Annotated in this window: 19 protein-coding genes; 14 read left to right on the top strand and 5 right to left on the bottom strand. The window is 61.4% G+C overall.

The window, feature by feature from the left end; all coding sequences use genetic code 11:
- Positions 1-4: 4 nt before the first annotated feature.
- Together HK107_RS01320 and HK107_RS01315 are read left to right on the top strand one after the other, a co-directional pair.
- Complete coding sequence (locus HK107_RS01320; RefSeq protein ID WP_173196048.1) at positions 5-1,621, top strand: ArnT family glycosyltransferase; 1,617 nt, start codon at positions 5-7, stop codon at positions 1,619-1,621.
- Positions 1,618-2,757: a glycosyltransferase gene (locus HK107_RS01315; protein ID WP_198912260.1), complete on the top strand. Its 1,140-nt coding sequence runs from the start codon at positions 1,618-1,620 to the stop codon at positions 2,755-2,757. The genes HK107_RS01320 and HK107_RS01315 overlap by 4 nt, the downstream gene beginning before the upstream one ends.
- Before the next feature lie 64 nt (positions 2,758-2,821).
- Here the strand turns inward: HK107_RS01315 and HK107_RS01310 are convergent, their stop codons facing one another.
- Both HK107_RS01310 and HK107_RS01305 read right to left on the bottom strand, forming a co-directional pair.
- Positions 2,822-3,430 (bottom strand): outer membrane beta-barrel protein, encoded by a 609-nt coding sequence (locus tag HK107_RS01310; RefSeq protein WP_173196044.1) that lies wholly within the window; start codon positions 3,428-3,430, stop codon positions 2,822-2,824.
- Positions 3,431-3,538: 108 nt separating this feature from the next.
- Positions 3,539-4,159 carry an outer membrane beta-barrel protein gene (locus HK107_RS01305; RefSeq protein WP_173196042.1) on the bottom strand — a complete coding sequence of 207 codons (621 nt, stop codon included), beginning with the start codon at positions 4,157-4,159 and terminating at the stop codon, positions 3,539-3,541.
- Positions 4,160-4,428: 269 nt separating this feature from the next.
- On the opposite strand from HK107_RS01305, the gene ssb reads away from it, so the two are divergent.
- The 11 genes from ssb to HK107_RS01250 all read left to right on the top strand — a co-directional run bounded on the left by ssb (position 4,429) and on the right by HK107_RS01250 (position 13,566).
- Positions 4,429-4,926 (top strand): single-stranded DNA-binding protein, encoded by a 498-nt coding sequence (gene ssb, locus HK107_RS01300; protein WP_173196040.1) that lies wholly within the window; start codon positions 4,429-4,431, stop codon positions 4,924-4,926.
- A 37-nt stretch (positions 4,927-4,963) separates the two neighbouring features.
- Positions 4,964-5,716, top strand: coding sequence for a 16S rRNA (uracil(1498)-N(3))-methyltransferase (locus HK107_RS01295; protein WP_198912259.1), 753 nt, complete (start codon positions 4,964-4,966; stop codon positions 5,714-5,716).
- Between the two features lie 138 nt (positions 5,717-5,854).
- On the top strand, positions 5,855-7,225 hold the full coding sequence (locus tag HK107_RS01290) for a glutamate--cysteine ligase (protein WP_173196038.1): 1,371 nt from the start codon (positions 5,855-5,857) through the stop codon (positions 7,223-7,225).
- Between the two features lie 65 nt (positions 7,226-7,290).
- Complete coding sequence (locus HK107_RS01285; RefSeq protein WP_173196036.1) at positions 7,291-7,860, top strand: DNA-3-methyladenine glycosylase family protein; 570 nt, start codon at positions 7,291-7,293, stop codon at positions 7,858-7,860.
- 68 nt (positions 7,861-7,928) lie between these two features.
- Positions 7,929-9,083, top strand: coding sequence for a hypothetical protein (locus tag HK107_RS01280; protein ID WP_173196034.1), 1,155 nt, complete (start codon positions 7,929-7,931; stop codon positions 9,081-9,083).
- 95 nt (positions 9,084-9,178) lie between these two features.
- Positions 9,179-10,273, top strand: a complete 1,095-nt coding sequence (locus HK107_RS15920; protein ID WP_173196032.1) for an energy transducer TonB — start codon at positions 9,179-9,181, stop codon at positions 10,271-10,273.
- 32 nt (positions 10,274-10,305) lie between these two features.
- Positions 10,306-11,400, top strand: a complete 1,095-nt coding sequence (locus HK107_RS01270; RefSeq protein WP_173196030.1) for a hypothetical protein — start codon at positions 10,306-10,308, stop codon at positions 11,398-11,400.
- Between the two features lie 227 nt (positions 11,401-11,627).
- Positions 11,628-12,194: an HNH endonuclease gene (locus HK107_RS01265; RefSeq protein ID WP_173196028.1), complete on the top strand. Its 567-nt coding sequence runs from the start codon at positions 11,628-11,630 to the stop codon at positions 12,192-12,194.
- A gap of 53 nt (positions 12,195-12,247) precedes the next feature.
- Complete coding sequence (locus tag HK107_RS01260; RefSeq protein ID WP_173196026.1) at positions 12,248-12,553, top strand: hypothetical protein; 306 nt, start codon at positions 12,248-12,250, stop codon at positions 12,551-12,553.
- 92 nt (positions 12,554-12,645) lie between these two features.
- A complete protein-coding gene (locus HK107_RS01255) occupies positions 12,646-12,963 on the top strand; it encodes a hypothetical protein (protein WP_173196024.1) in 318 nt (105 codons plus the stop codon).
- A gap of 54 nt (positions 12,964-13,017) precedes the next feature.
- The gene (locus HK107_RS01250; protein WP_173196022.1) at positions 13,018-13,566 is read left to right on the top strand and encodes a VPLPA-CTERM sorting domain-containing protein; all 549 of its coding nucleotides are present in this window, start codon (positions 13,018-13,020) and stop codon (positions 13,564-13,566) included.
- Here the strand turns inward: HK107_RS01250 and HK107_RS01245 are convergent.
- Positions 13,560-17,450 carry a translocation/assembly module TamB domain-containing protein gene (locus HK107_RS01245; RefSeq protein WP_173196020.1) on the bottom strand — a complete coding sequence of 1,297 codons (3,891 nt, stop codon included), beginning with the start codon at positions 17,448-17,450 and terminating at the stop codon, positions 13,560-13,562. The two genes, HK107_RS01250 and HK107_RS01245, sit on opposite strands and share 7 nt — an antisense overlap.
- The gene (locus tag HK107_RS01240; RefSeq protein WP_173196018.1) at positions 17,450-19,330 is read right to left on the bottom strand and encodes an autotransporter assembly complex protein TamA; all 1,881 of its coding nucleotides are present in this window, start codon (positions 19,328-19,330) and stop codon (positions 17,450-17,452) included. The genes HK107_RS01245 and HK107_RS01240 overlap by 1 nt, the downstream gene beginning before the upstream one ends.
- A 69-nt stretch (positions 19,331-19,399) precedes the next feature.
- On the opposite strand from HK107_RS01240, the gene HK107_RS01235 reads away from it, so the two are divergent.
- The gene (locus HK107_RS01235; RefSeq protein WP_173196016.1) at positions 19,400-20,284 is read left to right on the top strand and encodes a polyprenyl synthetase family protein; all 885 of its coding nucleotides are present in this window, start codon (positions 19,400-19,402) and stop codon (positions 20,282-20,284) included.
- 3 nt (positions 20,285-20,287) lie between these two features.
- Here the strand turns inward: HK107_RS01235 and HK107_RS01230 are convergent, their stop codons facing one another.
- Positions 20,288-21,586, bottom strand: a complete 1,299-nt coding sequence (locus tag HK107_RS01230) for a peptidoglycan-binding domain-containing protein (protein ID WP_173196014.1) — start codon at positions 21,584-21,586, stop codon at positions 20,288-20,290.
- Positions 21,587-21,638 lie beyond the last annotated feature (52 nt).

Below are 21,638 nucleotides of genomic sequence, written 5' to 3'. Positions count from 1 at the left end.
TTTGATGACGCAAAAGCTTTTTGCGGACAAGAGGTTGTGGGCTCTCGGGGTAGTCCTGATTGGCCTGGTGATGCCGCTCCGTCTCGCGCTCATTCAGAACACCTTCATTGACGAAGTGACCCAGCTGCTCGGGATCACGCTTTCGCCGCCGGATCTCTTCGCCTGGCTTCTTGGTACGATGGAGAATCCGTTCGAGGCTGCTCCCGATCGCCAGCCGCCTCTGAGCTATCTGGTGATGCAGCTCTTCGCGGCGCTCGGTTTCGGGGAGACCGGCCTTCGTTTTCTTGGCATCGGGTTTAGCGCTGCGGCGGCTGGGTTTGTTTTCAGGGCAGCGGACGAAACCTACGGCACCAGGCCGGCACTTCTCGTGACATTCCTGATGATGACCGGCGCAGCCATGCCCGCGAGCATGACTATCATCAGGCCCTATCCGCTCTTCCTTCTGGCTTCTGCTGCAGCGATCTACTTCGCCATGCGGATCTTCAGGGGGGAGGAGCGAGGGCGCGACTGCGTCTGGATGATCGCGTCATGCCTGGCCGCGACCTACGCGCACTTCTTCGGAATGGTGCTGTTCGGTGCCCTGACTGTTGGCCTTGCTGCCATGCTTCTGCTGACCCGCCAAAAGGTCACTGCGACGGCTGTTAAGCTAGCCGTCGGCTGGCTTTTGATCCTGCCAGTGCTGCTCTTTGTGCTTGCCTCGTTCGGCGTCAGTAAAACCGAGGGCGTTGCGCCGGGGTTCTTTGAGCTGATTGTCGGCACGATTGTTCAGGTTGTTGACCTGCTCGTCTTCGTTCTGATCGGCGGCGGCACCATCATGAGCTTGCCTGCGGTCGTACTCTGTCTGCTTGGCCTGACGGGGTTGGGAGCCGCATTTCTTCGATCGGCATTTGATTTGGTGCGGGAGAACCTCAGGCTTTCATGGCCTACCGACAGTGTTGCTGCGGGTACGCTCGGCTTGGCTCTGGCGGTGATTTCGGGGATGGGCGCGATCGTGCTGGCTCACATGCTCACCGTGACGGTCAGCTTTAATGCGCTCGCAGGGACCTACAACCTATGGCTGGTCCCCGCAGTGTTCGTCCTACTGGGGCTTGGTCTCACCGGCGTATGGGCCAGGGTTGGCCTCATAGGCGCCGGGATCATGGCTGCGGGACGCCTGCTGTTCATCCTGTCGTTCCTGGCTGATCCGACCTGGTTGCTGAACAGCCCAACTTCCGAGGTTCAGAGGCTGCTGGAAGATGATCCTGACGCACTGATCGCTGTCGGTGAGGAAGAGCTTGGCTGGACCTACTATCCGTTCAACCTCGAGCTTCCGAGCAGCCACCGCTACTTCATGATCGAGGGTTATGAGGGCGAAGGCTCCGGTCGTACCTACTCGCACCAGGAGGGGTACGGACCAGATGCTACGCTACCAAGCGCCGATCGTGTCCTCTTCGTAGAGCCAAGGCGGCTCGGCATGGCTCAGCTGGCGCGCGCTCGTCGCGGCGCTGGCATCGATTGTGCACGTTCGTTCAAAGAGGCTGAAGCATGGGCCGCCGAAAACGGCTACCAGGTGGAGGCGAAGGCGCAGCATGTTGGCTTCCTATCGGCTTGCCTCACCAAGACGTCCAAAGCGGGGAATTGACGATTTCTGCAACCGAAAAAACCGCTGAAGTGAACACCGTGCAGCAAGACGCATCGCTCAAGCCGCTCGAACTGTCCGTAGTCCTCCCGTGCTTCAACGAGGTCGCGAATGTTGATCGCTGCGTTGAAGTCCTCGCAGAGGCGATGGGCTCGACCCGTTACGAAGTGATCTTCGTCGATGACGACTCCCCAGACGGCACGGCCGCAAGGGTCAGGGAGATCGCGAAACGCAATCCGCAGGTCCGAATTGTCCAACGGATTGGGAGACGTGGTCTTAGCTCGGCCGTCATCGAAGGCATGATGGCGAGCGCCGCGCCGCATATCGCGGTGATGGACGCTGACCTTCAGCATGACGAACGGATCTTGCCCAAGATGCTTCGCCGCGCGCAGGACGGTGCCGATGTCGTCGTCGGCAGCCGTTACATCGAGGGCGGAAGCGTTGGCGAATGGGATGAGACCCGGTCGGCCATGAGCCGCTTCGCAACCAAACTCTCGACGCTCATCCTACCGACCGAAGTCAGCGACCCGATGAGCGGCTTCTTCGTCATCTCACGGGATATGATGATGGACAGTGTCCGGAATACGTCCGGTGAGGGGTTCAAGATCCTTCTCGACCTTCTCGCGTCCGGACCGAAAAGCGTCCGCGTTGAAGAAGTTCCGTACACTTTCCGGACGCGCGAAGCGGGTGAGAGCAAACTCGATACCGCCGTTCTTCTGGGGTATGCGAACCTTCTCATCGAGAAGACGATCGGTCGCTTCATCCCGGCCCGTTTCGTCATGTTCGCAGCCGTCGGCGGCCTAGGCCTGATTGTTCACTTGATGGTCGTCGGCCTGTTCATGGCCACTGACCAGCGCTTCGTCGTTGCGCAGTCGGTAGCGACGATTGTCGCGATCGCGTTCAACTACTCCCTCAACAACGTGCTGACTTTCCGTGACAAGCGGCTGAAAGGCTGGGGATGGCTGCGTGGCTTGGTGAGCTTCTACGTGGTCTGTTCGCTTGGCGCCGCGTCGAACGTCGGGATCGCCAACGTGGTCTTCGAGAACGACTATGGCTGGTGGGTTGCCGCGATCGCAGGTGTGATGGTTGGTGCTGTCTGGAACTACGCAGTCTCGACAGTGGTCACTTGGCGGAAATAGTCCGCCAGACGAAACGTGGCGTGGCAGGGCCCTGAGTGTCGCTGCCTCGATGGAGGAGCTGGCGTCAGAAGTTGTAGCGATAGCCTGCGATGAACGACGAGAGCGTGACCTGCGATGTGAAGTCGACGGTCTCCATCTCCGGGAAGCCGTTGGGGTCCAGGACGTATTGACCGTTTTCCACGATGGGCGTGCGGTAGAAACGCTGCTCTTCGGCAAGTGCCACGCGACGGTAGGTCAGCGTGACCGAGCCCTTGCCCGCCAAGCGGTATCCTATGCCTGCCTTGACGATCGGCCTTGCAAAGACTTCGACGTCATCGAAATCGAAGACGCCCGTGGCGCCACCGCCAGCGAAAGCATAGACCGGCCCCGCGATGTCGGTGTTGAACAAACCGTGGATCGAGAGCGTATCAGCGTTCGCGGCGCCGAATGAAGCGAGTTCGAACTCCGTGCTAAAGTAGTCGGTCCACCGGCGACCGAGCAAAGAGGACGAGCCGCTGTCGGTGTGCGTGTTGTCCCTGAGAAAAGCGCCCACCCGGTCGCCAGGCCGGACGCCGGAAGTCGTGTAGTCCCGAACGCTCAGCCCAACCCCGATCTCGACGTACCAGGGGTTCTCCTCAGCCTGGGCGGCGAGAGGCGTGGCAGCGAGCAGTGCTGCGGCGAGGGCGCGGTACATGGGGGACTCCGGTAAAATTGGCCTGCGCTTGTTGCGTAGCACCATTCTCGGAGTGCGCATTAAAAAAGGGCGCTTGAGCGCCCTTTTTCTTGGGAGAATTGGCTTGCGCTAAAAGCCGACTTTGAAGGTCAGAAGACCCGTCACGCCGCCGAACTCGGCAGAGGCAGCCGTGGCACCCGCGAGGTCGGTGGGGATGTCGAAATCGCCGGTCGTGATGTAGTTGAGCTCGAGGCCGAGCATGCCCGGGGTCGGGAGCATGTCGAAGTTGAAGCCTGCCTTGAGCTGCCATGCGAACTCGCCGTCCGGGTCAGCGGCATTGTCGTAGTTTGGCTGCACGAAGCCAGCGCCAGCGCCGATGTAGGGCTTGAGCGGGAAGAGCGGCACTTCGGGGCGGAACACGAGGTTGCCCATGTAAGCGTAGGTGGTGAGATCGTCTTCGAAGCTCTGGCCGACATTGTCCACCGAGAAGTCCCCTTCGACACCAGCTGTGCGGACGGTGAACTCGCCTTCGGCGGCGATGAACGGCATGAGGTAGAAGCCAAGCAGGCCGCCTGCTGCGAAGCCGGTGTCGGCTTCTGCGTCGCCGGAAATGATCATGTCGCCGACGAACTCGACGCTGTCGGAGTTCTGCGAGAACACCCCGCCGTGGAGCTGGAGGTAGCCGCCTGCGTTGGCTGCACCGGAAAGAGCCGCCGTAGCGACACCTGCGAGGAGAAGAAGACGTTTCATCTGGAAGCCCTTTGTCGTTGCGCCCGAACCTGCGTTCACAGGCTTCGCCTAGCATCCGTTAACCATGTCTGAAAGCAATGGGACGCCTGCCGTGGGTTGTGAGCAGGCATTGAGGCGCAAGTGTGGCACGAATGCGCCTTTAACGCCCGGGCGCTGCTGCAAGGCTTTGACGCCTTTGGAACATTGTGCGAACGCCGTCTCTGGATAACCAGCGCTTGGCGCTGTGGGGCGGCGCTCCCTAGCGTCGGCTCAAGGTATGGAGGTTTGGTATGGCGGGTAGCGTCAACAAGGTGATTCTCGTCGGCAATCTGGGGGCAGATCCCGAGACCCGGCAGTTCCAGAACGGCGGTCAGGTGACGAACCTGCGCATCGCCACGTCGGAGAACTGGAAAGACAAGCAGACCGGTGAGCGCCGGGAGCGGACCGAATGGCACTCCGTGGCGATCTTCTCGGAGCCGCTGGCCCGGGTCGCCCAGCAGTACCTGAAAAAGGGCTCCAAGGTTTACATCGAGGGCCAGCTAGAGACCCGGAAGTGGCAGGACCAGAACGGTCAGGACCGCTATTCGACCGAGGTCGTGCTGCGTCCTTACAAGTCCGAGCTGACCATGCTCGACGGCCGCTCTGGCGGTGGCGACTCGATGGGTGGCGGCTACGGCCAGCAGATTTCCGGCGGCGGCAATGACTTTGGCGGCGGACAAGGCGGCGGTGCTGGCCAGCCCCAGCGCGGCGGCAATGACTACGACTTGGACGACGATATCCCGTTCTGATGATGGCTGGGGTCATGTTGCTCTCTGAGGCTCGCCCGTGAGGCCCGCGCCGAGGGTGCACACCGAAGCGCGGCTTGGCCGGGGGAGCTATTCCTTCGACAAGGAGCAGGCGCGTTATCTGGGTTCTGTCCTCAGGTTGAAGGCCGGGGATGAGGTGCGCCTGTTCAATGCGCGCGATGGCGAGTGGGTCTATCGCGTAGCGTCGATGGAGAAGCGGGCCGGCGAGGCTGAGCCCGTTGAGCGCCGTCGCGAGGGCGAGGAGCCCTCTGGGCCCGTCTTGCTCTTCGCGCCGATCAAGCGGACCCAGACGGAGCTGCTCGCTCAGAAAGCGACCGAGCTTGGCGTGCGGAAGCTGGTGCCGGTCGTCACGGCGCGGACCAACCGTGATCAGCTGCGCATCGACCGGCTGGAGCTGATAGCGACGGAGGCTGCGGAGCAGTGCGAGCGGCTGACGATCCCTCAGATCGAACAGCCGAGAGCTCTGGCGGACGTGCTTGAAGGCGTGGGCAGCTTTCTCTTCTGCGACGAGGCTGGCGATCAGCAAGGCGAGCCGTGGGGCGGTGATGAAGGCCGGGCGCCGCTCGGGGCATCTCTGATCCCTGACGTGACCGAGGTGCCGGGGGCCATCCTGATCGGCCCTGAGGGCGGCTTCACGCCTGAAGAGCGCGAAAGTCTGAGAGCCGATGAGCGTGCCGTGGCCATCTCGCTTGGCCCCCGGATCCTGCGGGCCGAGACGGCGGCTATCGTGGCGCTGACCCTCTGGCAGGCGCGGTTCGGGGATCTCGCCTGACCGCTGGCCTTGCGAAGGGAACTCAAGCGGGCCAGAGACATTCTCCCTTCGCTTGGCCGGCGAAGCTTGCCAGAGGGCTTTGAGGAACCACCTCCGCCTCTTGGCAAAGCGTAGACGAATGACCGGAGCCAGACCCTCGTGACCCAGCTCGACGCCAGCACCCGCAAGGACCTTCGCCCGATCGAGGATGTCGCGGAGCTGAGCGACTATCTCGCCTCAGGCTGCAAGCCGAAGGACCAGTGGCGCATCGGCACCGAGCACGAGAAGTTCGGCTTCCTCCGCGACACGACGAAGCCGCTGCCTTTCTCTGGCGACCGGTCGATCCAGGCCGTGCTGGAAGGTCTCTCAGCCAAGTTCGGATGGGAGCGATTGGAGGAGGAGGGCAACCTCGTCGCGCTCAAGAAGGAGGGTGCCTCGATTACCCTTGAGCCGGGCGGACAGTTCGAGCTGTCCGGCGCGCCGCTCAGGACCGTGCAGGAAACCTGTTCGGAGGTGACCAAGCACCTTCGCGAGGTTGAGGCCGTGGCCGGGCCCCTCGATGTCGGGTTCATCGGCCTTGGCGCTGCGCCGTTCTGGACGCGCGACGACATGCCGAAGGTGCCGAAGCCCCGCTACACGATTATGCGGAAGTACATGCCGACGCGCGGTGACCTCGGCCTCGACATGATGCACAGGACAGCGACGGTCCAGGTGAACCTCGATTTTTCGAGCGAAGCTGACATGGTCAAGAAGTTCAGGACTTCGCTGGCCCTGCAGCCAATTGCGACGGCGCTCTTCGCCAATTCTCCGCTGACGGAAGGAAAGCCCAACGGTTTTCGCTCGTGGCGGGCGCATATCTGGACCGATACCGACCCTGACCGCACGGGTATGCTGAACTTCGTCTTCGATGATGATTTCGGATTTGAGCGGTACAGGGAGTATATGCTCGACGTGCCAATGTATTTCGTCTGGCGTGACGGCGAATATTTCGATGCGACGGGCTGCTCCTTCCGTGACTTCCTGAAGGGTGAGTGCCCCGCTGCGCCCGGTCAGCTTCCGAATATTGAGGACTGGAAAGATCATCTCTCCACGGCGTTTCCCGAGGTGCGTCTGAAGACGTTCCTCGAAATGCGCGGCGCAGATTCAGGCAGCTGGGGCCGCATCTGCGCGCTGCCTGCGTTCTGGGTTGGGCTGCTCTATGATCAGGAGAGCCTCGATGCAGCGTGGGAACTCGTGAAGGACTGGACGGCTGAGGAGCGCGTGGCGCTTCGCCCTGAAGCTGCGAAGAACGGCATGTCCGGCGAGGTCGGGAACATCCGGATCAAGGACGTCGCGGCAAGAGCGCTGGAGCTCAGCCGGGCTGGCCTCAAGCGCCGTGCGGAGCTTGATGCAGCGGGTACGGATGAAACGGGCTTTCTCAACCCCTTGCGCGAAATCGTTGATACCGGACAGAGCTTTGCCTGCCAGTTCCTCCGCGAGTTCGAAGAGGGCGCGGACGCGAAGACCCTCTTCGAGCGCTACGCCTTTTGAGCCTGCGCGGTCGGGACAAGAAAACGCTGGCCGCCTGTGAGGCGCTGGCGGAGCGTTGCGACACGATGGCTTCTATCCTCGAAGAGACAGGCCCACCGCGATGGCGGGCGCGGCCTTCTGGGTTTCCCGGCCTTGCGCGGATCATCGTCGAGCAACAGCTGTCGGTAGCGAGCGCGAATGCCATCCTCGCGCGGGTCAACGAAGCGACGGATGATCTGAGCCCTGAAGGGTTTCTGGTGTTAGGCGAGGAGGGTCCGAGAGCTCTTGGCCTGTCGCGGCCGAAGATCCGCTATATCCGGGCGCTGGCCGAACAGGTGACGAGCGGTACCTTCGATTTCTCCGACCTCGGAACGCTCCCCGAGGATGAGGCGTCTGCAAAGCTTGAAGCGCTGCTCGGTGTCGGGCGGTGGACAGCGGCGGTCTATCTCCTCTTCTGCGAGGGGAGGCGGGATCTCTGGCCGAAGGGAGACGTGGCGCTCCTCGCCGCGCACCAGATGGCGGGCGGCAGCTTTGGCCGCGCCGACCTCAAGACTTTCGATAGCTGGGCGGAAGAGGCCTACGCACCCCATCGCGGAACGGCAGCGCATATCTTGTGGGGCAAGATCGCCTTCGAGCGGGGACGCGCGCCGCTCTAGCCTTCCTGCCCGCGAAAGTTGACCTCCCGGGCCACAGCACTAGGCTGAGAGGCAACGGGGCAGGAACCATGAAATATCAGATGATTGCGGCGATCTTCGCCGTTTTCCTTTCAGCTGCGGCCCATGCCGACTGGAAGGATAGCTACCGGGGCTATGCGGACGCCATAGAGAGCGGCGATGAAGCGGCAGCGCTCGCGTTTGCTCGGAAGGCGTGGCTGGAAGCGAAAGAGGCGCTACCGCCCTCGGAAAACAGAGCTCTGCTAGCGCAAAACTATGCGGGCTTGGCAGTGATCGCTGAACCAGAGGCATCGTTGGCACCACTCGACGACGCTTTGGCACTCGCAGAGGCGGGTTTTGGGCTTCACGGCCATGAGCTGGCTGCCCTAAGGTTCATGAAGAGTGAAGTCGAGGCAGCGCTCGACCGAAGGGACCGCGCGAAGACCCGCGCCGCCGTCGATGCGTATCTCGAGGTATCTATCGAGGGCGCTGTTGCATCACCTCTCATTGCTCAAGCTTTCCGGCTCGGCCAGAACCTGAACATTGAAGAGCGGAATGCTGACCTTGCCGATCTTGGCTCACGGGTCTCTGATGTCCTGTTCTCGCTCGAGGGTGTTCCTCCTGATATCCTGTTGTCTGCTGAAGTTCTCAGGGCGGTCGGAATACTGGGGGATAAGCCTGTTATCGCGCGCCTTCGGCAGTACCGTGCCAGTCGAGCGCTGAATGACAGGCGTTTCGTCACGTATGTTGATCGAATGGAGCTTAGCTGGAGGCGATTCAACGCTATCATCGGCATGTTCGAGCCAGTGGAAACCATTGAAGAGGTCGATACGGTAGCGTCTCAGGCGATGGCATGGCGATCGCTCATTAATGCGTTTCAGTACAGCTTCGAAGCGGCACGATCAGCCAGGGAAGGACGATCAGAGTACCACCGCTTAACAGCGTGGGATCCATCCTGCGCCAACGCCTATCGGTGGCAAAAACGTCCGGTCAATTTCCCGAGGGAAGCGTACGGATCAAACGGTGCGGTGCTTGTTGGCTTTCATCTGAATCGAAGAGGACTGGTTGTTCAGCCTCGCGTGATTACAGAGATTCCGAGAGAGCAGTTTTCACCCTCAGTGCTCCGAGATCTCGATAACTGGGTGGCTGAAGTAGATCCGGCGGCTTCAGAACAGTGCCTCAGGGACCTAATCGTTCCGCTCCAGTTTGCTACGCCGGTCTTCTAGCAATGACCAACAGTACACAGATAGAAACCGCAAGGTTCACGTATCTTTGGCAATCAAGTCGGTGGCTCACACCGGCCAACGCTATCAGCCTAGCAGTGATCTTCCTCCTACTGACAACTCCGGCCTATGCCGACTGGAAGGATAGCTACCGAGGTTATCAGGCTTCCTTGGCTGTCGGCGATCTTGCCGAGGCGCAGCGGCATGCGCGTGATGCTTGGCAGGACGCCAAGGGGAAGCTCCCTGAGGGGGAAGTCCTCGCGCTTCTCAGCCAAAACTATGCGGAGCTTGCGATCCCCAATTCGCTGGAGGAGGCCGAGCCTCCGCTGCGGATGGCTTATGATCTCGCGAAGAAGGGCTTTGGCACCGGGAACTACTCGCTCGAAGCGCTGCATTTCATGCTCGCTGAGCTGGTCTCGGCGATCAAACCGAAGGACCAGGAGAGGGCTGAGCTGGCCCGCTCGCTGATCGGCGCGATCCCGCTGCAGGACCGCACGGTCAACATCATGGTCACCCAACGGGTGCGGCTGGCCCTGACGTTTCAGGAGCAGAAAAACTTCGACGGCATGATCGAAGTGGGAGGCAAGCTCAGCGATGAGCTGGGCTTCAGGAATGACGTGCCTGCTGATCTCGCCATCGATGTTGAGACCCTCAGGGCGTTCGGCATCATGAGCTATGGGACCCGAAATGGCCGGAGCAATCGTGGCCTCCCCGTTCAACAGGCCAAGCGAAGCGTCGATCGCTTCAATTCGATTCTCCATCAGATCGGCACCCAGCGTTCGCTTGTCGCCTTTGACCCGAATTTCGGGAAGGCGATGGCATGGCAGGCGGTGATGGAGACGCGGCTCGCCATGCTCGGGCGATTCACTGGCGACAACACGATCAGTCTGCGACATCCCCCGACTGTCCCGACTCTGGCTATGGGCCGATGCAGAGAGGGCGTGACCTGGACATGGGATGCCTTCGAATTCCCGCGCAATTCGATCGGCTATCACGGCGCGGTCGTGCTCGGCTATCAGCTCTCGTCCGACGGCAGCACTATGGATGTCGAGGTTCTAGGCTCTGTGCCCAGCAATAGGTTTGACAAAGCCGTGGTCCGTCAGGTCGGGCGTTGGAAGGCGGATGTGAAAGACCTGCCCGAAGACTGCCGCCGGGACCGTGTACAGGTCTTCCGGTTTGCCACGTTCCGATGATCAGTAGGGTGATGATGAAGATAAGTGTACGGATGTTAGCTGCGCTGATGGCTTTGTCCTTTTCTGCAGCGCATGCGGACTGGAAGGATAGTTATCGGGGCTATCAGGCCGCGGCAGCTGTCGGGGATCTTGGTGAGGCGGAGCGTTACGCTCGCGACGCTTGGCTCGGCGCGCGTAAAGTGCTGCCTCCAGGGGAGACGCTGGCTATCCTAGCGCAGAACTATGCCGAGCTAGCCGTTTCCAGCAATCCCGAAGCCGCTGTCGCTCCTCTAGAGGAGGCGCTATCGCTTGGTCGGGAAGGCTTCGGGAATGGCAACCTCGCCGTGCTGACTCTCGAGTTTATGCTGGCGGAGGTGCGGTCTGCGAATGCACCGGAGAAGAAGAGGCTCGCGCTCAAGGCCATCGACGCAGTCGACACGATTCCTAAGGGCGAGCGTCTTTTTACCTCGATCATAAAGCAGAGATCACGGCTCGCTTGGACCTTGAAAGAGCAGGAGCGGTTCGCCCGCATGGCTAGACTGGCCGGTGCGCTCAGCGATGAACTGGCTGCGCGAGGCAATACTCCGGCATCTCTGGCGCTTGGGGTCGAGACGCTGAGGGGCATAGCTCTCGCCAACGGTCAGTCTCGAAGGATGCTCGACGACGAGTATCTCGACTTGCTGGCGCGCAGTGCAGGACGGTTCATGGATATCGCCGCAGATTTTCCATCGGCGGAAAGCCTGTCGAAGATTCCTCCGGAGAAACTGACAGCGCACTTGTGGCGATCATTCCTATACACCTATTGGACCGCATCCGCTGACGGCGCCACTATGCCGAATAAGTCCACGAGGAATTTCAGTCCTTTGCTAAGCAAAGATCTGGGCTGCAGTCGGGTCGACTTCATTCGCAGCGGTGTGATCGGCGAGGGCTTTTACCTACCCGGTCATAATGGTTCGGTTGCGATAGGCTTTGAGCTCGAGCGAACGGGACGGGTTTCAAGCGTTAAGATCCTGGATCAGATCCCAAACAGCAAGTATGCGGAGGAGATCATCCGAGAGGCGCGCTTCTGGACGATTGATGTCTCAGACGTGCCTGATCGATGCTTGGGAGAGCAGGTCATGATCGTGAGCATTCACCGGTCAGGCTAGGAGGTCAGTGCCCGCCGCCATCCTTTTGACCGAATTTCCTGCTGTGATCGTCTTGTCACATAGAATCGGCTAAGGGATTATGGTGTAACGACCATATCGATTTCATCTGGAGTTCAGGCGCCTTCAGCAATGCTGACTGTCATATGATCCCCTTTGTTACCGGCCGAATAGAAGGCCGGGAGCGAATAGGGTGCCTGGGTCTTCGGAGGCGCAGGAGATAGAAAGCCGTGAACGTCGTCCGCCAAGCCCCTGATGGGTGTCCAGCTCTCGTCCTCAATGCCGATTTCAGGCCGCTGAGCTACTTCCCACTCTCCCTCTGGTCCTGGCAGGACACATTGAAGGCGGTCTTCCTGAACCGGGTCGACGTGGTGGCGGAATATGACACCGAGGTGCACTCGGTCTCAACGTCGATGCGGTTGCCATCCGTGGTTTCCCTCAAGAGCTATGTGAACCATTCGCGGAAGCCTGCGTTCACGCGCTTCAACGTCTTCCTGCGCGACAGCTTTGCCTGCCAGTATTGCGGCAAGGCGGACCGCGAGGACCTGACCTTCGACCACGTCATCCCGCGCTCCCGCGGGGGCAAGACGACGTGGCAGAATATCGTCGCGGCCTGCTCCCCCTGTAACCTCAGGAAGGGCGGCAAGATGCCGAAGGACGCGCGCATGTGGCCGGCCCAGGCGCCGCGCCAGCCGAACATGTTCGAGCTGAATGAGAAGGGCCGTGCGTTCCCGCCAAACTACCTGCACGAGAGCTGGCAGGACTATCTCTACTGGGATGCCGAACTCGAGAGCTAATGGAAGCTGCAGAGGAGCGTTGCTATCTGACCTCGGGGTGAGATGATCTCCGGATGCGTTTTCTCGGTTACCTTTTCCGCACCCTCCTGATCGCTGCCGCGCCGATTGTTCTTTACGGCGCCTGGTACGTTATTGGGCAGCTGATGTACGATTTCGGGGGGTGCAGCGGCAATGCGGGCCACGGATACACTTGCGAACTCGATGACGGCTATGCCACGCCGCTGGTCCTGTTCGGGTTCTCGGTGTTCTTCGTCCCGGGCCTGATAGGGATTTGGGTCTGCCTCTCGTTCCTGATCGCGTTCGTTGTCGGCATTTGGAAGCTGATCACCGGGAAGAAGCCTGAAGAGGCAGAGGCATAGCCGGGCAAGCGGCTCGATACTCGGCGCCTGTAGAAGCGCGCAACTGCTGACGCGGGTTGCGGAGCGCGGAGAGTTCCGTCGAAGATCAGCGGATGCGTGCTCTCGGTTTCATCATCAAGACCGTTCTCATCGCCGCTTTGCCGGTGCTGATCTACGGCGCGATCTTCATGGTCGGTTATGTGCTTTCAGACCTTGGCGCCTGCGAGACGGTGCCCGGCGGGTTTCTCGAATGCGCCAACGGTGATCACTTCGGAGACGTGCTGAACTTTGCCTATCTCTCGGTCTTTTTTGTGCCGCCGTTCCTGTTTCTCTGGGTGGTCGGTGTGCTGATCATCGGAATGCTGATTGGCTTGTTCCGGCTCATGCGCAGCGGGAAATCTGCTGACGCGAACGTGAACGCAGACAGCTAGGGATCACTAAAAACATAGTTAATAGTTCCTTCCATAAAGCTGGGAGGGCAGCCAATGAAATACTTCGCACAAGCAGCGCTTGGTGCTGCCACCATGCTCATGGGCGCCGCCCACGCGGCACCACTCACCTGGACCTTCGAGGACACGTACCTGCAGGATGAGCGGGAGATCGTTGGTACCTACGATTTCGACGCCGATACGGGTACCTACTCGAATATCGACGTGACGATCCTTGACTATGACGGCTCCACGTACCTCGAGTTCGACAGCGTGAACTCCTCCTCGACGGGCAATTCGATGTTCATGTCGTTCGTCTTCATGGACGACGTATCCGATGGTGCATCAGTCCTCGACATTGAGCTGGTTTCCGCCATGACGAGCGCTGGCGGCTCGATCGACATCAACCAGCAAGGCTTATCGCAGCTTGGCATGTGCCTCACGTTCAACAACTTCCCATGCCTCGCGGGTCAAGGTCAGGCTACGGGCTTTCTGGATGGCTTCGTGACGGCGGAAGCTGTCCCGCTTCCTGCGGCCGCTTTTTTCATGGCGGCTGGTCTTGCAGGTTTTGGCGGCATGCGGATGAAGAAGAAAGCGGCTCAGTAGTCGCGCTTGTAGTTGGCGCCGACGCTGCTTGCGCCATCTGGTTCCAGCGTGGTCTCGAGGTTCACGAAACGGCTGAGCTCGTAGACCACGCTGATGATCGTTCCCGCTTCGAGGAGGCTCTGGCGGGCAGAGATATAGATATCTTCTGATACATACTTGCCGACCGTCAGTGCACGGCCCGATGGGTCGAAGCTTAGCTGGTCGAGGCCAAGCCCTGATCGGAGTGAGCCGCCGATGCCCGCGCCTCCGCCGAGGGTGCCGGACAGGGTTGCGACTGCCTGCGCGAGCTGGAGGGCTTCGCCGGCGCCAAGCTGGCTGGCGGGGCGGCCGAAGAGGATGATGGCGAGGACGTCTTCCTCCGGCAGGGCCGGGTTCGAGCGGAAGGCGATCTGGGGATCGCTGGCACGGCCTGACACCGCGACAATAGCCGTGACCTCGTCGGCGCCCTGGCCGGCCTCGGTCTGGGCTTCGATGTTGAGGAGTGGGTCGATTTCTTCCTGGCGTTGGAAGTCGATCTCGCCCTGGGTCAGGTCGAAGCGACGGCCTGCGAGCTCGAGCGTGCCTTCTTCAAGGGCGATGCCGCCGCCGATGATGGGCGCATCGGCGGTGCCGTCGATGTCGAGGTCAGCGCTCCACTCGGACTCAACACCACGTCCACGGACGAAGATGCCGTTGTTCGCGCGGACACCGAGGTCGAGGCGGATCGTGACGGGCGGCGCTTCTTCGGTCTCCACCTCGCCAGCCCGATCCTCCATCTCGCCGTCGACACGGACGATGTTGACGGGCTCGAAGGTCGGCACGTTCTCGCCGCCTTCGATCTCCGGCATCTGTAGGTCGAGTTCATCGAGGGTCAGATCGCCCTTGAGGAGCATGTCCGTGAGGCTGCCTGTCAGGGAGAGATCCGTTGTCGCGCGGAGTTCCAGCTCTGGGTTGTCCGCGAGTTGTGCGCGGTCGAGGGTGAGCTTGAGATCGACTTCGCTGTCGGTGCCACGTGTACTGACGAGACCTGCAAGCTTGACGGACTGCTCACGGCCCGAAGCGCCGGCGCCGGTGATGTCCACCGTGGCGCGCGTGCCATCGGACGCGACGTTGAAGGCGACCTCGCCATTGAGGTTGGTGAGGGTGATGCCGACTTCCTGCTCCTCGAAACGGCCATTGTTCAGGTTGATCCGGCCATCCGTCTTCGGAGCATTGGGGGCACCTGTGATGCGCATGTCCGCTTCGATTTCGCCGGTGACGGGCGGGGTGTCGATTGGGAGGAAGGCGAAGATCGGGGCGAGGCGGTCTGCATATTGGAGCCTGACGTCGAGGCCATCGGTCGGGAACTCAAAGCCAATCGCGGGTTGCCTGACGAGGAGCATCGGTACGGCGGCGTCGATCGAGCCCAGCTCTTCGCTATCATTGCGCAGGATCCGGGCGTCGGTGAGGAGGCGTCTTCCGTCCCAGCGGCCGTCAGCGGTGAGGGCGTAGCTGACATCCTCTTCCGTCAGTGCACGGGCGTTCAGCGTGTAGGTCGCGGGCTGCGGATCGCTGGTGTCGAGGTCGAGATCGAGGGTGGCGAGGGCATTGGCCCCGGGGATCGGCACCTCCGTGGCATCAATGCTCGCGCGCCAGCGTTGCTGAGCTATGTCTGCCGACAGGGAGATCTGACCCGCGCCACGGTAATTGATCGTGGTCGGAGCAACGCTGATCGTCTCGCCCCAACTGACCCGCGTCGGCTCGACAAGCTCGGCTGCAGCGACCTCTTCGCCGGGGAGGCGGGCGAGGAAAGTGTCGATGCGGGCCGCGTTGCTTTGCAGGTCCAGTTCTCCGCTCGTGTCGAGCTCGGAGAGGAAGAGGGTTGCGGCGGTGACGTCTACTGCGGCGAGGTCGAAGGCGATGGCGCTCTTGGGACCATCGGCGCGGAGGTTGAGGCTGCCCACTTCATTGTCCTCGAACCTCAGGCCACGGCCTTCTGCGGTGATGAAGACGGGGTCGAGATCCGGGCCAATCTGGACATTGGCATCGAGGGCCCCGCCGATCGTCTGGCCAGAGATGAGGGTGGTGCTGCGCCCGGCATCGACGGTCAGGTCAGCGGTTGCCGCAAGCGTTTCGATGTTGGCCTGCGCTGATCCTTCGACGCTCAAGCCTTCCGCGAAGAGGGTCAGCGTGCTGACGGTCAGTTGCTTTCCGGCGGTGGAGAAGGCTGCCTCGCCGCGATAGCTTTGGTCGGTGGAGGAGAGCCGGACTGTGCCCCCGGGGGATGCGGGCAGGCCGCGAAGGTCTACGTCCAGCCTGCCTGCTGCGAAGCTGTTGGTGTCGATCTCGCCTGCGGGGAGGTCTGCTCCCACGGCAAGCTGGAGGGCTTCGGTGGTGCCTCGTGCACGGACGATTGCGGAGAGAGGGCCCTGATAGCTGCCTGTGCCTGCGAGGATTGCGAGGGCCTTAGCGCCTGCGCGGAGGTTGAGGTCAGCGGAGACCTGTCCGCTCTCGAGGCCATAACTGGCGCGGCCTTCGGCAGTGACGCGCTTGCCTTGCTGGGTGCCGAGGATTGCAGTGAGATCGCCGACATTGAGGACCTGCTGGCCTGTCAGGCGGATGTTAGCGCCTGCGCGGATGCCGCTTTCGATGAGCGGATCGACTTGCGGGATGCCCAGTGACAGTCCGCTTGCGGAGAGATTGATGCTGCCTTCGAACGGGAGCTCGGGTCCTGTGCGTCCGTCCTCGACGGTCAGGCTTAGCGAACCCGATGCGAGGTCCAGGTTGAACTCCGTCTGCTCGTCACTGGTGGCGGCTTCCGCGTTGAGGCGGAAGGCACCTGTCACTGCGTCGGCGTCTTCGACGCCGAAGGATGTGAGGGCGACAGGAGAGATCGTGCCGGTGAGTGCAGCGGAACCCGCGAGGTCATCGCCGAGATTGACTGCGAGGTCGCCTTCTATGTCACCGAACGCGCCTGAGAGGCTGCCGATAGAGGCAGATGCTCTCTCGCCCGTGTACTGAAACTCTCCGTCAAGGCGGACCTGCGGGCCCAGGGCGTTGAGGACTTCTTGAGGCAGGAAGCTACCGGGTTCGTAGGTGAGGGTTGCTGCCAGCCTGTCCTGCTCATCGACGGAGCCTGAGACCGAGCCGAAGAGGTCGCCATAGACCCCGGCCCGGGCGGCGATGTCTGCGGTGAGGTCTTCGAGCGGGCCACTGGCGCGGATGGCGACGCCGGTCGGGGCTTCGGCCTTGATTAGCTCGCTGATGAGGCCCGATTGGTCGCTCTCGACCGATGCATCAAGATCGACCGTCTCGCCGTCAAAGGCAGCCGTGACGCGGATGGTGTCAGTGCCTTCGTTAGTTTCCGCGAAGAGGCTGAGCCTGGCCTTGGGATCTGTGTAGCGGCCTGAGCTGATAAGGCTCAGCGTATAGGGTTGGCCAAGGAGAGCTTCGCCGACGACGAAGTCATGCACGACGAAGCTGTCGACTCGGATATCCGGGAGGCTTGGGGGATCAGAGGGTTCATCGTCACCATCCTCTTCTTCCTTGGGCTCCCGCTCCGGCATGGGAGGCATACGGTAGAAGGCGGCGTCAGCGAGGACGATCTCGCGGACATGGATCTCCCGGCCGAAGAGATCGAGCGGGTTCCACTCGAGGACGAAGCGGTCGGCCTTGGCCCAGACGCCATCTTCATCCGTCAGCTGAAGGTCTCGGATGATGATGCGGCCGGGGAAGCTCCCTTCGAGCTGGGCGAACTCGACGTCCGAGCCGAGCTGCTGCTCCACGACGTTTTTGACGATCGGGCGGGCGATGCCGTCAGCGAGACGAATGCCAAGGGGCGTCGTCCAAAGCACCGTGACGGTGAGGACGACAAGTCCGAGGAGCACGGACAATGTGCCGAAAAATATGGCGAGGAAACGGTGCATCAGAAGGGCTGCCCCAGTCCGATGTAAATCTCAAACCGCGAGTCCTCGAACTCAAGATCAGGGTCGAGGTTCTCGTCGCGGATCGTGTCGGGGATGAAGACTTCGCGGCGGTCGAGGGGGAAGGCTGCATCCACCCGGATCGGCCCGATGGGCGTATGGTAGCGGATGCCGAGGCCTGCTGCGTAGAGCATGTTGTCGAAGCTCGGCAGGTTGTCTTCGAACGCGCCACCAAAATCGCTGAAGATCGCAAGCTCAAGCGCCTCGCTGACGTGCTGGCGCAGTTCGACATTGAATTCTGCGATGGAGGCGCCGCCGAGATTGTCGCCGGTGAAAGGATCGATCGGGCTTGCTTCCTGGAAGCCATAACCTCTCAGCGAGCCACCGCCGCCTGCGTAGAAACGCTCCGTAGCCGGAATGGCTGCCCGGTCAGCGCCCTGAAGTGAGCCGAGCCTGACCCGGCCCGCAAGCGTGCCGCCATCGCGCGCGCCCCAGAAGATGCGGTCCACGTAGGCAAGCTCGATCCGCTGGAAGTCCTCCGTGCCCACGTAGGGCGTGACGAGCGCCCGGGCGATGAAGCCGCCTTGGGGGTCGAGGGGCTCCTTCTGGTTGTTCCAGACCACAGACATCGGGAACGACACGGCCTGAAACGTCTCCGTCCGTGAGCGGAAGGTGCCCATCAGGTCTTCGCAGCTCGTCTCTTCGTCAGGGTCGAAGATGACGCCGGACTGAAGGATGCACTGGTCTTCTGCGATGTCCGAGTACTGAAGCGCGATGCCCCCTTGTGTGGTCAGGTTCCGCTTGAACCATTGCTTGGCGAGGCTGCCGCCGATCTGCACGGTCTGAGCATTGAAGGCCTCGGTGTCCTCGTTCCTAAGGACGGCCGAGAAGAGGTAGAAGCCGGGAAGGCGGGGCCTGTCCTTGCGGAAACTGGCGGTGCCTTCCTGGAGCGGAGCTGAGCTGAGGATCGACGCACGCAGGGTCTCGCCGCGCTTCAGGAAGTTGCGGTTCTCCCAATAGGCGTTGACCGAGGGGCCAATGTCCGTAGCAAAGCTGACGCCGCCGCCGAGGGTCCTGTGCTTACGCTCGGAGACCCGGACGAGGACGTCGGTGGTGCCGGCTTCTTCGGGGAGTTGGGGCGTGACTTCGACTTCGTTGAAGAGAGAGGTCTCGACGAGTCGCTCACGGTACTCATCAAGGTCCTCGCGTTTCGCGATCTCGCCGTCCTCGAAGGGGCGGTACTGGCGGACATAGTCAGGTTCGGTGCGGTCAGCGCCGACAACCCTGACCTCGCCATAGCGCGCCTTGGGGCCTGAGCGGACGGCGAAGTAGGCGGTGGCGGTGCCTTGGGAGAAGTCCGAGCGAACCTCGCGCTTCCTGATCTCCGCGGAGAGGTAGCCACTGTTCCAGAGGTGCTCGAGGAGCTTCGCCTCGATCTTATGGAGGTTCGCGCCCGTCGGAGAGCCGGAGGTCGCGATCCCTGCATCGCCGAGGGTTTGCGGGCGGCCTTCTGCCTGCTCATCGCGGTAGTCGATGACGTACCGGGTAACCTGGAAGAGCTGGCCCGGCTCGATGTCGAAGCGGACATTCACCGTGGTCCCGTCACGATCGACTTCAGGCTGCACTGTGGCGGCGTAGAAGCCCTTGCTCTGAAGGGCTTGGAGGAGGGCCTGGGCGTCGCTGTTTGCGGCGCGGCGGACGGGGGCAAGAGCGGTGTACTTTTGCGGCTTGCGGGCGAGGGAGGAGACGGGGCGCAGCTCTTTCGTCTGCTCCTTGCTTAGACCCTGAAGCGTGACCTTGACCTCAAGCCCCTGCGCCGCTGCGTAGGCAGGGAGGAAAAGGGCCGCCACCAAGGCAAGCAGGAGGTATCGGACAAAAGTCATGGAACTCTGGCCAGAACGCGGCTCAAACCTCCTTCGTTCCCTCGGCAGACGATAGTTAAGGTCACCGCAATGCATCAAATTCGTACTGATATCGCCCAGAGGTTGAGGAAGCGTGCCGAGGAGGTCGAACAGGCCCTGACAAACGCGTTAGTTCCACAAAGCCCTGAGCCTGCGATTGCGCGCCTGCAAGAGGGCATGGCGTACGCCCTGACCGGGGGTGGGAAGCGGATGCGGCCCTTCCTTTTGCTTGAAACTGCCGAGATTTTCGGGGCCGGGGAAGGTGCGATGGACGCTGCTGTCGCCCTCGAAATGATCCATGCCTACAGCCTCGTCCATGACGATTTGCCCGCCATGGATGACGCAGACACAAGACGCGGAAAACCCTCCGTCCACAAACAGTATGACGAGGCGATTGCGGTTCTCGTTGGTGACGCACTTTTGACCGAGGCGTTCACCGTGCTTTCCCGCTATGAGAGTCCTCTTGCGGGCGGGCTCGTGCGGGAGTTGTCCTTGGCCTCTGGGATGGTCGGCATGGTCGGCGGCCAGATGATGGACCTCTACCCCGAAGGGCAGACCGAGGAGCACATCATCTCCCTTCAGGCGAAGAAGACAGGCGCGCTGATCGAGTGCGCGGTGACCATGGGCTGTCTGATCGGCGGCGCGTTGGATCAGGAGACGGAAGCGCTGCGCAGCTATGCGCGGTCGCTGGGGCTCGCGTTCCAGATCGCCGACGACCTTCTCGACGTCACACAGAGCGCTGAAGACATCGGCAAGCCCGCGGGCCGGGATGAGGAGCAAGGCAAAGCCACCTTCGTCAGCCTCCTCGGCATCGACGGCGCCCGCGCGAAGCTCGATGCGGTGAATGCTGAGGCCGCCGCGGCGCTCGGGTCGGTGGAGAGGGATACGAGTGTGCTCGAAGACCTTCTGGCCTGGCAGGCTAACAGGACGAGTTAGGCGCTATACGGTTGCAATGCCCGTCTCTCGTTCAGACCGAGCGATCTGCTCTAATATGAGAGCGATCGTGCTCCCCGGGCCCATCTTGCCATCAGGTGTGATCCCAAGCTTGGTTTGAAGTTCTGCAACAGCGTCACCACTGCTGCCAAAGCGGATCCGGCGATACTTCCGACGCATGGTCCGAGCACGTTCCGTGGCAAGGGCCGCTTCGGCTCCCGAGAGGAGCATATACTGAAAATCACGCCCGTTCTCGGATTCGGTCGGCGGGTCACTCAGGCCAGCAGCTTTCCGAAAGTCTGCCCAAGGGCCACGTGGTTTGTTGGTGAAGACGCCAGCTGAATCCTTCAGGTAGTCTCCTTTCACGATCTGACAGCCCGCCGAGTTGTATTTGGTCGTGCCGTCGGTTTTCCCACGGGGAAGGTCATGGTCGTAAATCGCGGAGTGGATATTGTCCCACGGCGTGCATTCGTGCCAGATTTCGTCAGAGGACGTCGGATCATACGTCATGTTGTCAACGGTCCTGAGAACAACGACTCTTTCAGTGCCGCTCACGCTGCCGTCTGCGTTTTCGAAGCGGGAACCACGCAGCTTGAAAGCACCGCGCTGAGGGGACTTTCCGCTTCCGCCATGCAGGCCGACTTGGTAGTGGTAGAGCCCACTGAGAAGCATATTTGCTCCGCTTACGCGGTTCACCTGAAGCCACATATTCGCCGCATGCGGAACAGTTGAGCCAAGAAAGACAGCGACCTTCTCACGTTCACGATCCCAAATGCCAAGAGTACAGCGAAGGTCGGTGTGATTGATCTTGGCAGGTCTGAGGAGATGGCTCTTCGCGAACCCAAGGCTCTGTCCCGCAGCGGGTATGCAACCGCGTAGGCCAAATAGCGTTCTTGGCATCTCATCTGAAAGAGCGAAGTGATTGCCGTCGGCCAGGATCTGAAGAGCACCATGCGTCAGCTTGAAGGGCTTTCCGCTGGGCATTGGGAGGCCATTGAGGTGCGCGGTGTCTGGAGCTCGGTCGTATGCTGCGGCGGTCGGGTAGCTCATGTCGGCGCCACGTCCCGCGTACCAGTCGACCATGGCGCGCGACGTTGCCTTCACCGTCTTCATAGCATCGCGCTTGGTGACGCCCTTTGTATCGACCTCATTCGAGTACGGGTCGGCCGCATCAAGAAGTTCGGCAAGAACCTCGTCTGGCGAAAGCTTCTCGTCGCCTTCGACGGCGAACGAGCGGCCTTGAAAAGCAAAAGTAGACGTAGCGCCCGCAAGAAATAGTCTGCGACTGATTTCGAAGCTGTTCATCGGTTGCCCTCGGCCTTCTCTCGGAACTAACATCAACAGGGATATTGAGCTG

The sequence above is a fragment of the Parvularcula mediterranea genome (assembly GCF_013085255.1).
Classification (GTDB): domain Bacteria; phylum Pseudomonadota; class Alphaproteobacteria; order Caulobacterales; family Parvularculaceae; genus Parvularcula; species Parvularcula mediterranea.
Note: the sequence above shows the minus strand (reverse complement) of the source record. Positions and strands in the feature narration are given on the sequence as shown.

Coding starts and splice junctions, on each gene's coding strand:
- HK107_RS01250 (WP_173196022.1), top strand. CDS start 13,018: ATGAAATACTTCGCACAAGCAGCGCTTGGTGCTGCCACCATGCTCATG.
- HK107_RS01310 (WP_173196044.1), bottom strand. CDS start 3,430: ATGTACCGCGCCCTCGCCGCAGCACTGCTCGCTGCCACGCCTCTCGCC.
- HK107_RS01305 (WP_173196042.1), bottom strand. CDS start 4,159: ATGAAACGTCTTCTTCTCCTCGCAGGTGTCGCTACGGCGGCTCTTTCC.
- HK107_RS01320 (WP_173196048.1), top strand. CDS start 5: ATGACGCAAAAGCTTTTTGCGGACAAGAGGTTGTGGGCTCTCGGGGTA.
- HK107_RS01270 (WP_173196030.1), top strand. CDS start 10,306: ATGTTAGCTGCGCTGATGGCTTTGTCCTTTTCTGCAGCGCATGCGGAC.
- HK107_RS01255 (WP_173196024.1), top strand. CDS start 12,646: ATGCGTGCTCTCGGTTTCATCATCAAGACCGTTCTCATCGCCGCTTTG.
- HK107_RS01285 (WP_173196036.1), top strand. CDS start 7,291: ATGGCTTCTATCCTCGAAGAGACAGGCCCACCGCGATGGCGGGCGCGG.
- HK107_RS01230 (WP_173196014.1), bottom strand. CDS start 21,586: ATGAACAGCTTCGAAATCAGTCGCAGACTATTTCTTGCGGGCGCTACG.
- HK107_RS01280 (WP_173196034.1), top strand. CDS start 7,929: ATGAAATATCAGATGATTGCGGCGATCTTCGCCGTTTTCCTTTCAGCT.
- ssb (WP_173196040.1), top strand. CDS start 4,429: ATGGCGGGTAGCGTCAACAAGGTGATTCTCGTCGGCAATCTGGGGGCA.
- HK107_RS01245 (WP_173196020.1), bottom strand. CDS start 17,450: ATGCACCGTTTCCTCGCCATATTTTTCGGCACATTGTCCGTGCTCCTC.
- HK107_RS01240 (WP_173196018.1), bottom strand. CDS start 19,330: ATGACTTTTGTCCGATACCTCCTGCTTGCCTTGGTGGCGGCCCTTTTC.
- HK107_RS01235 (WP_173196016.1), top strand. CDS start 19,400: ATGCATCAAATTCGTACTGATATCGCCCAGAGGTTGAGGAAGCGTGCC.
- HK107_RS01260 (WP_173196026.1), top strand. CDS start 12,248: ATGCGTTTTCTCGGTTACCTTTTCCGCACCCTCCTGATCGCTGCCGCG.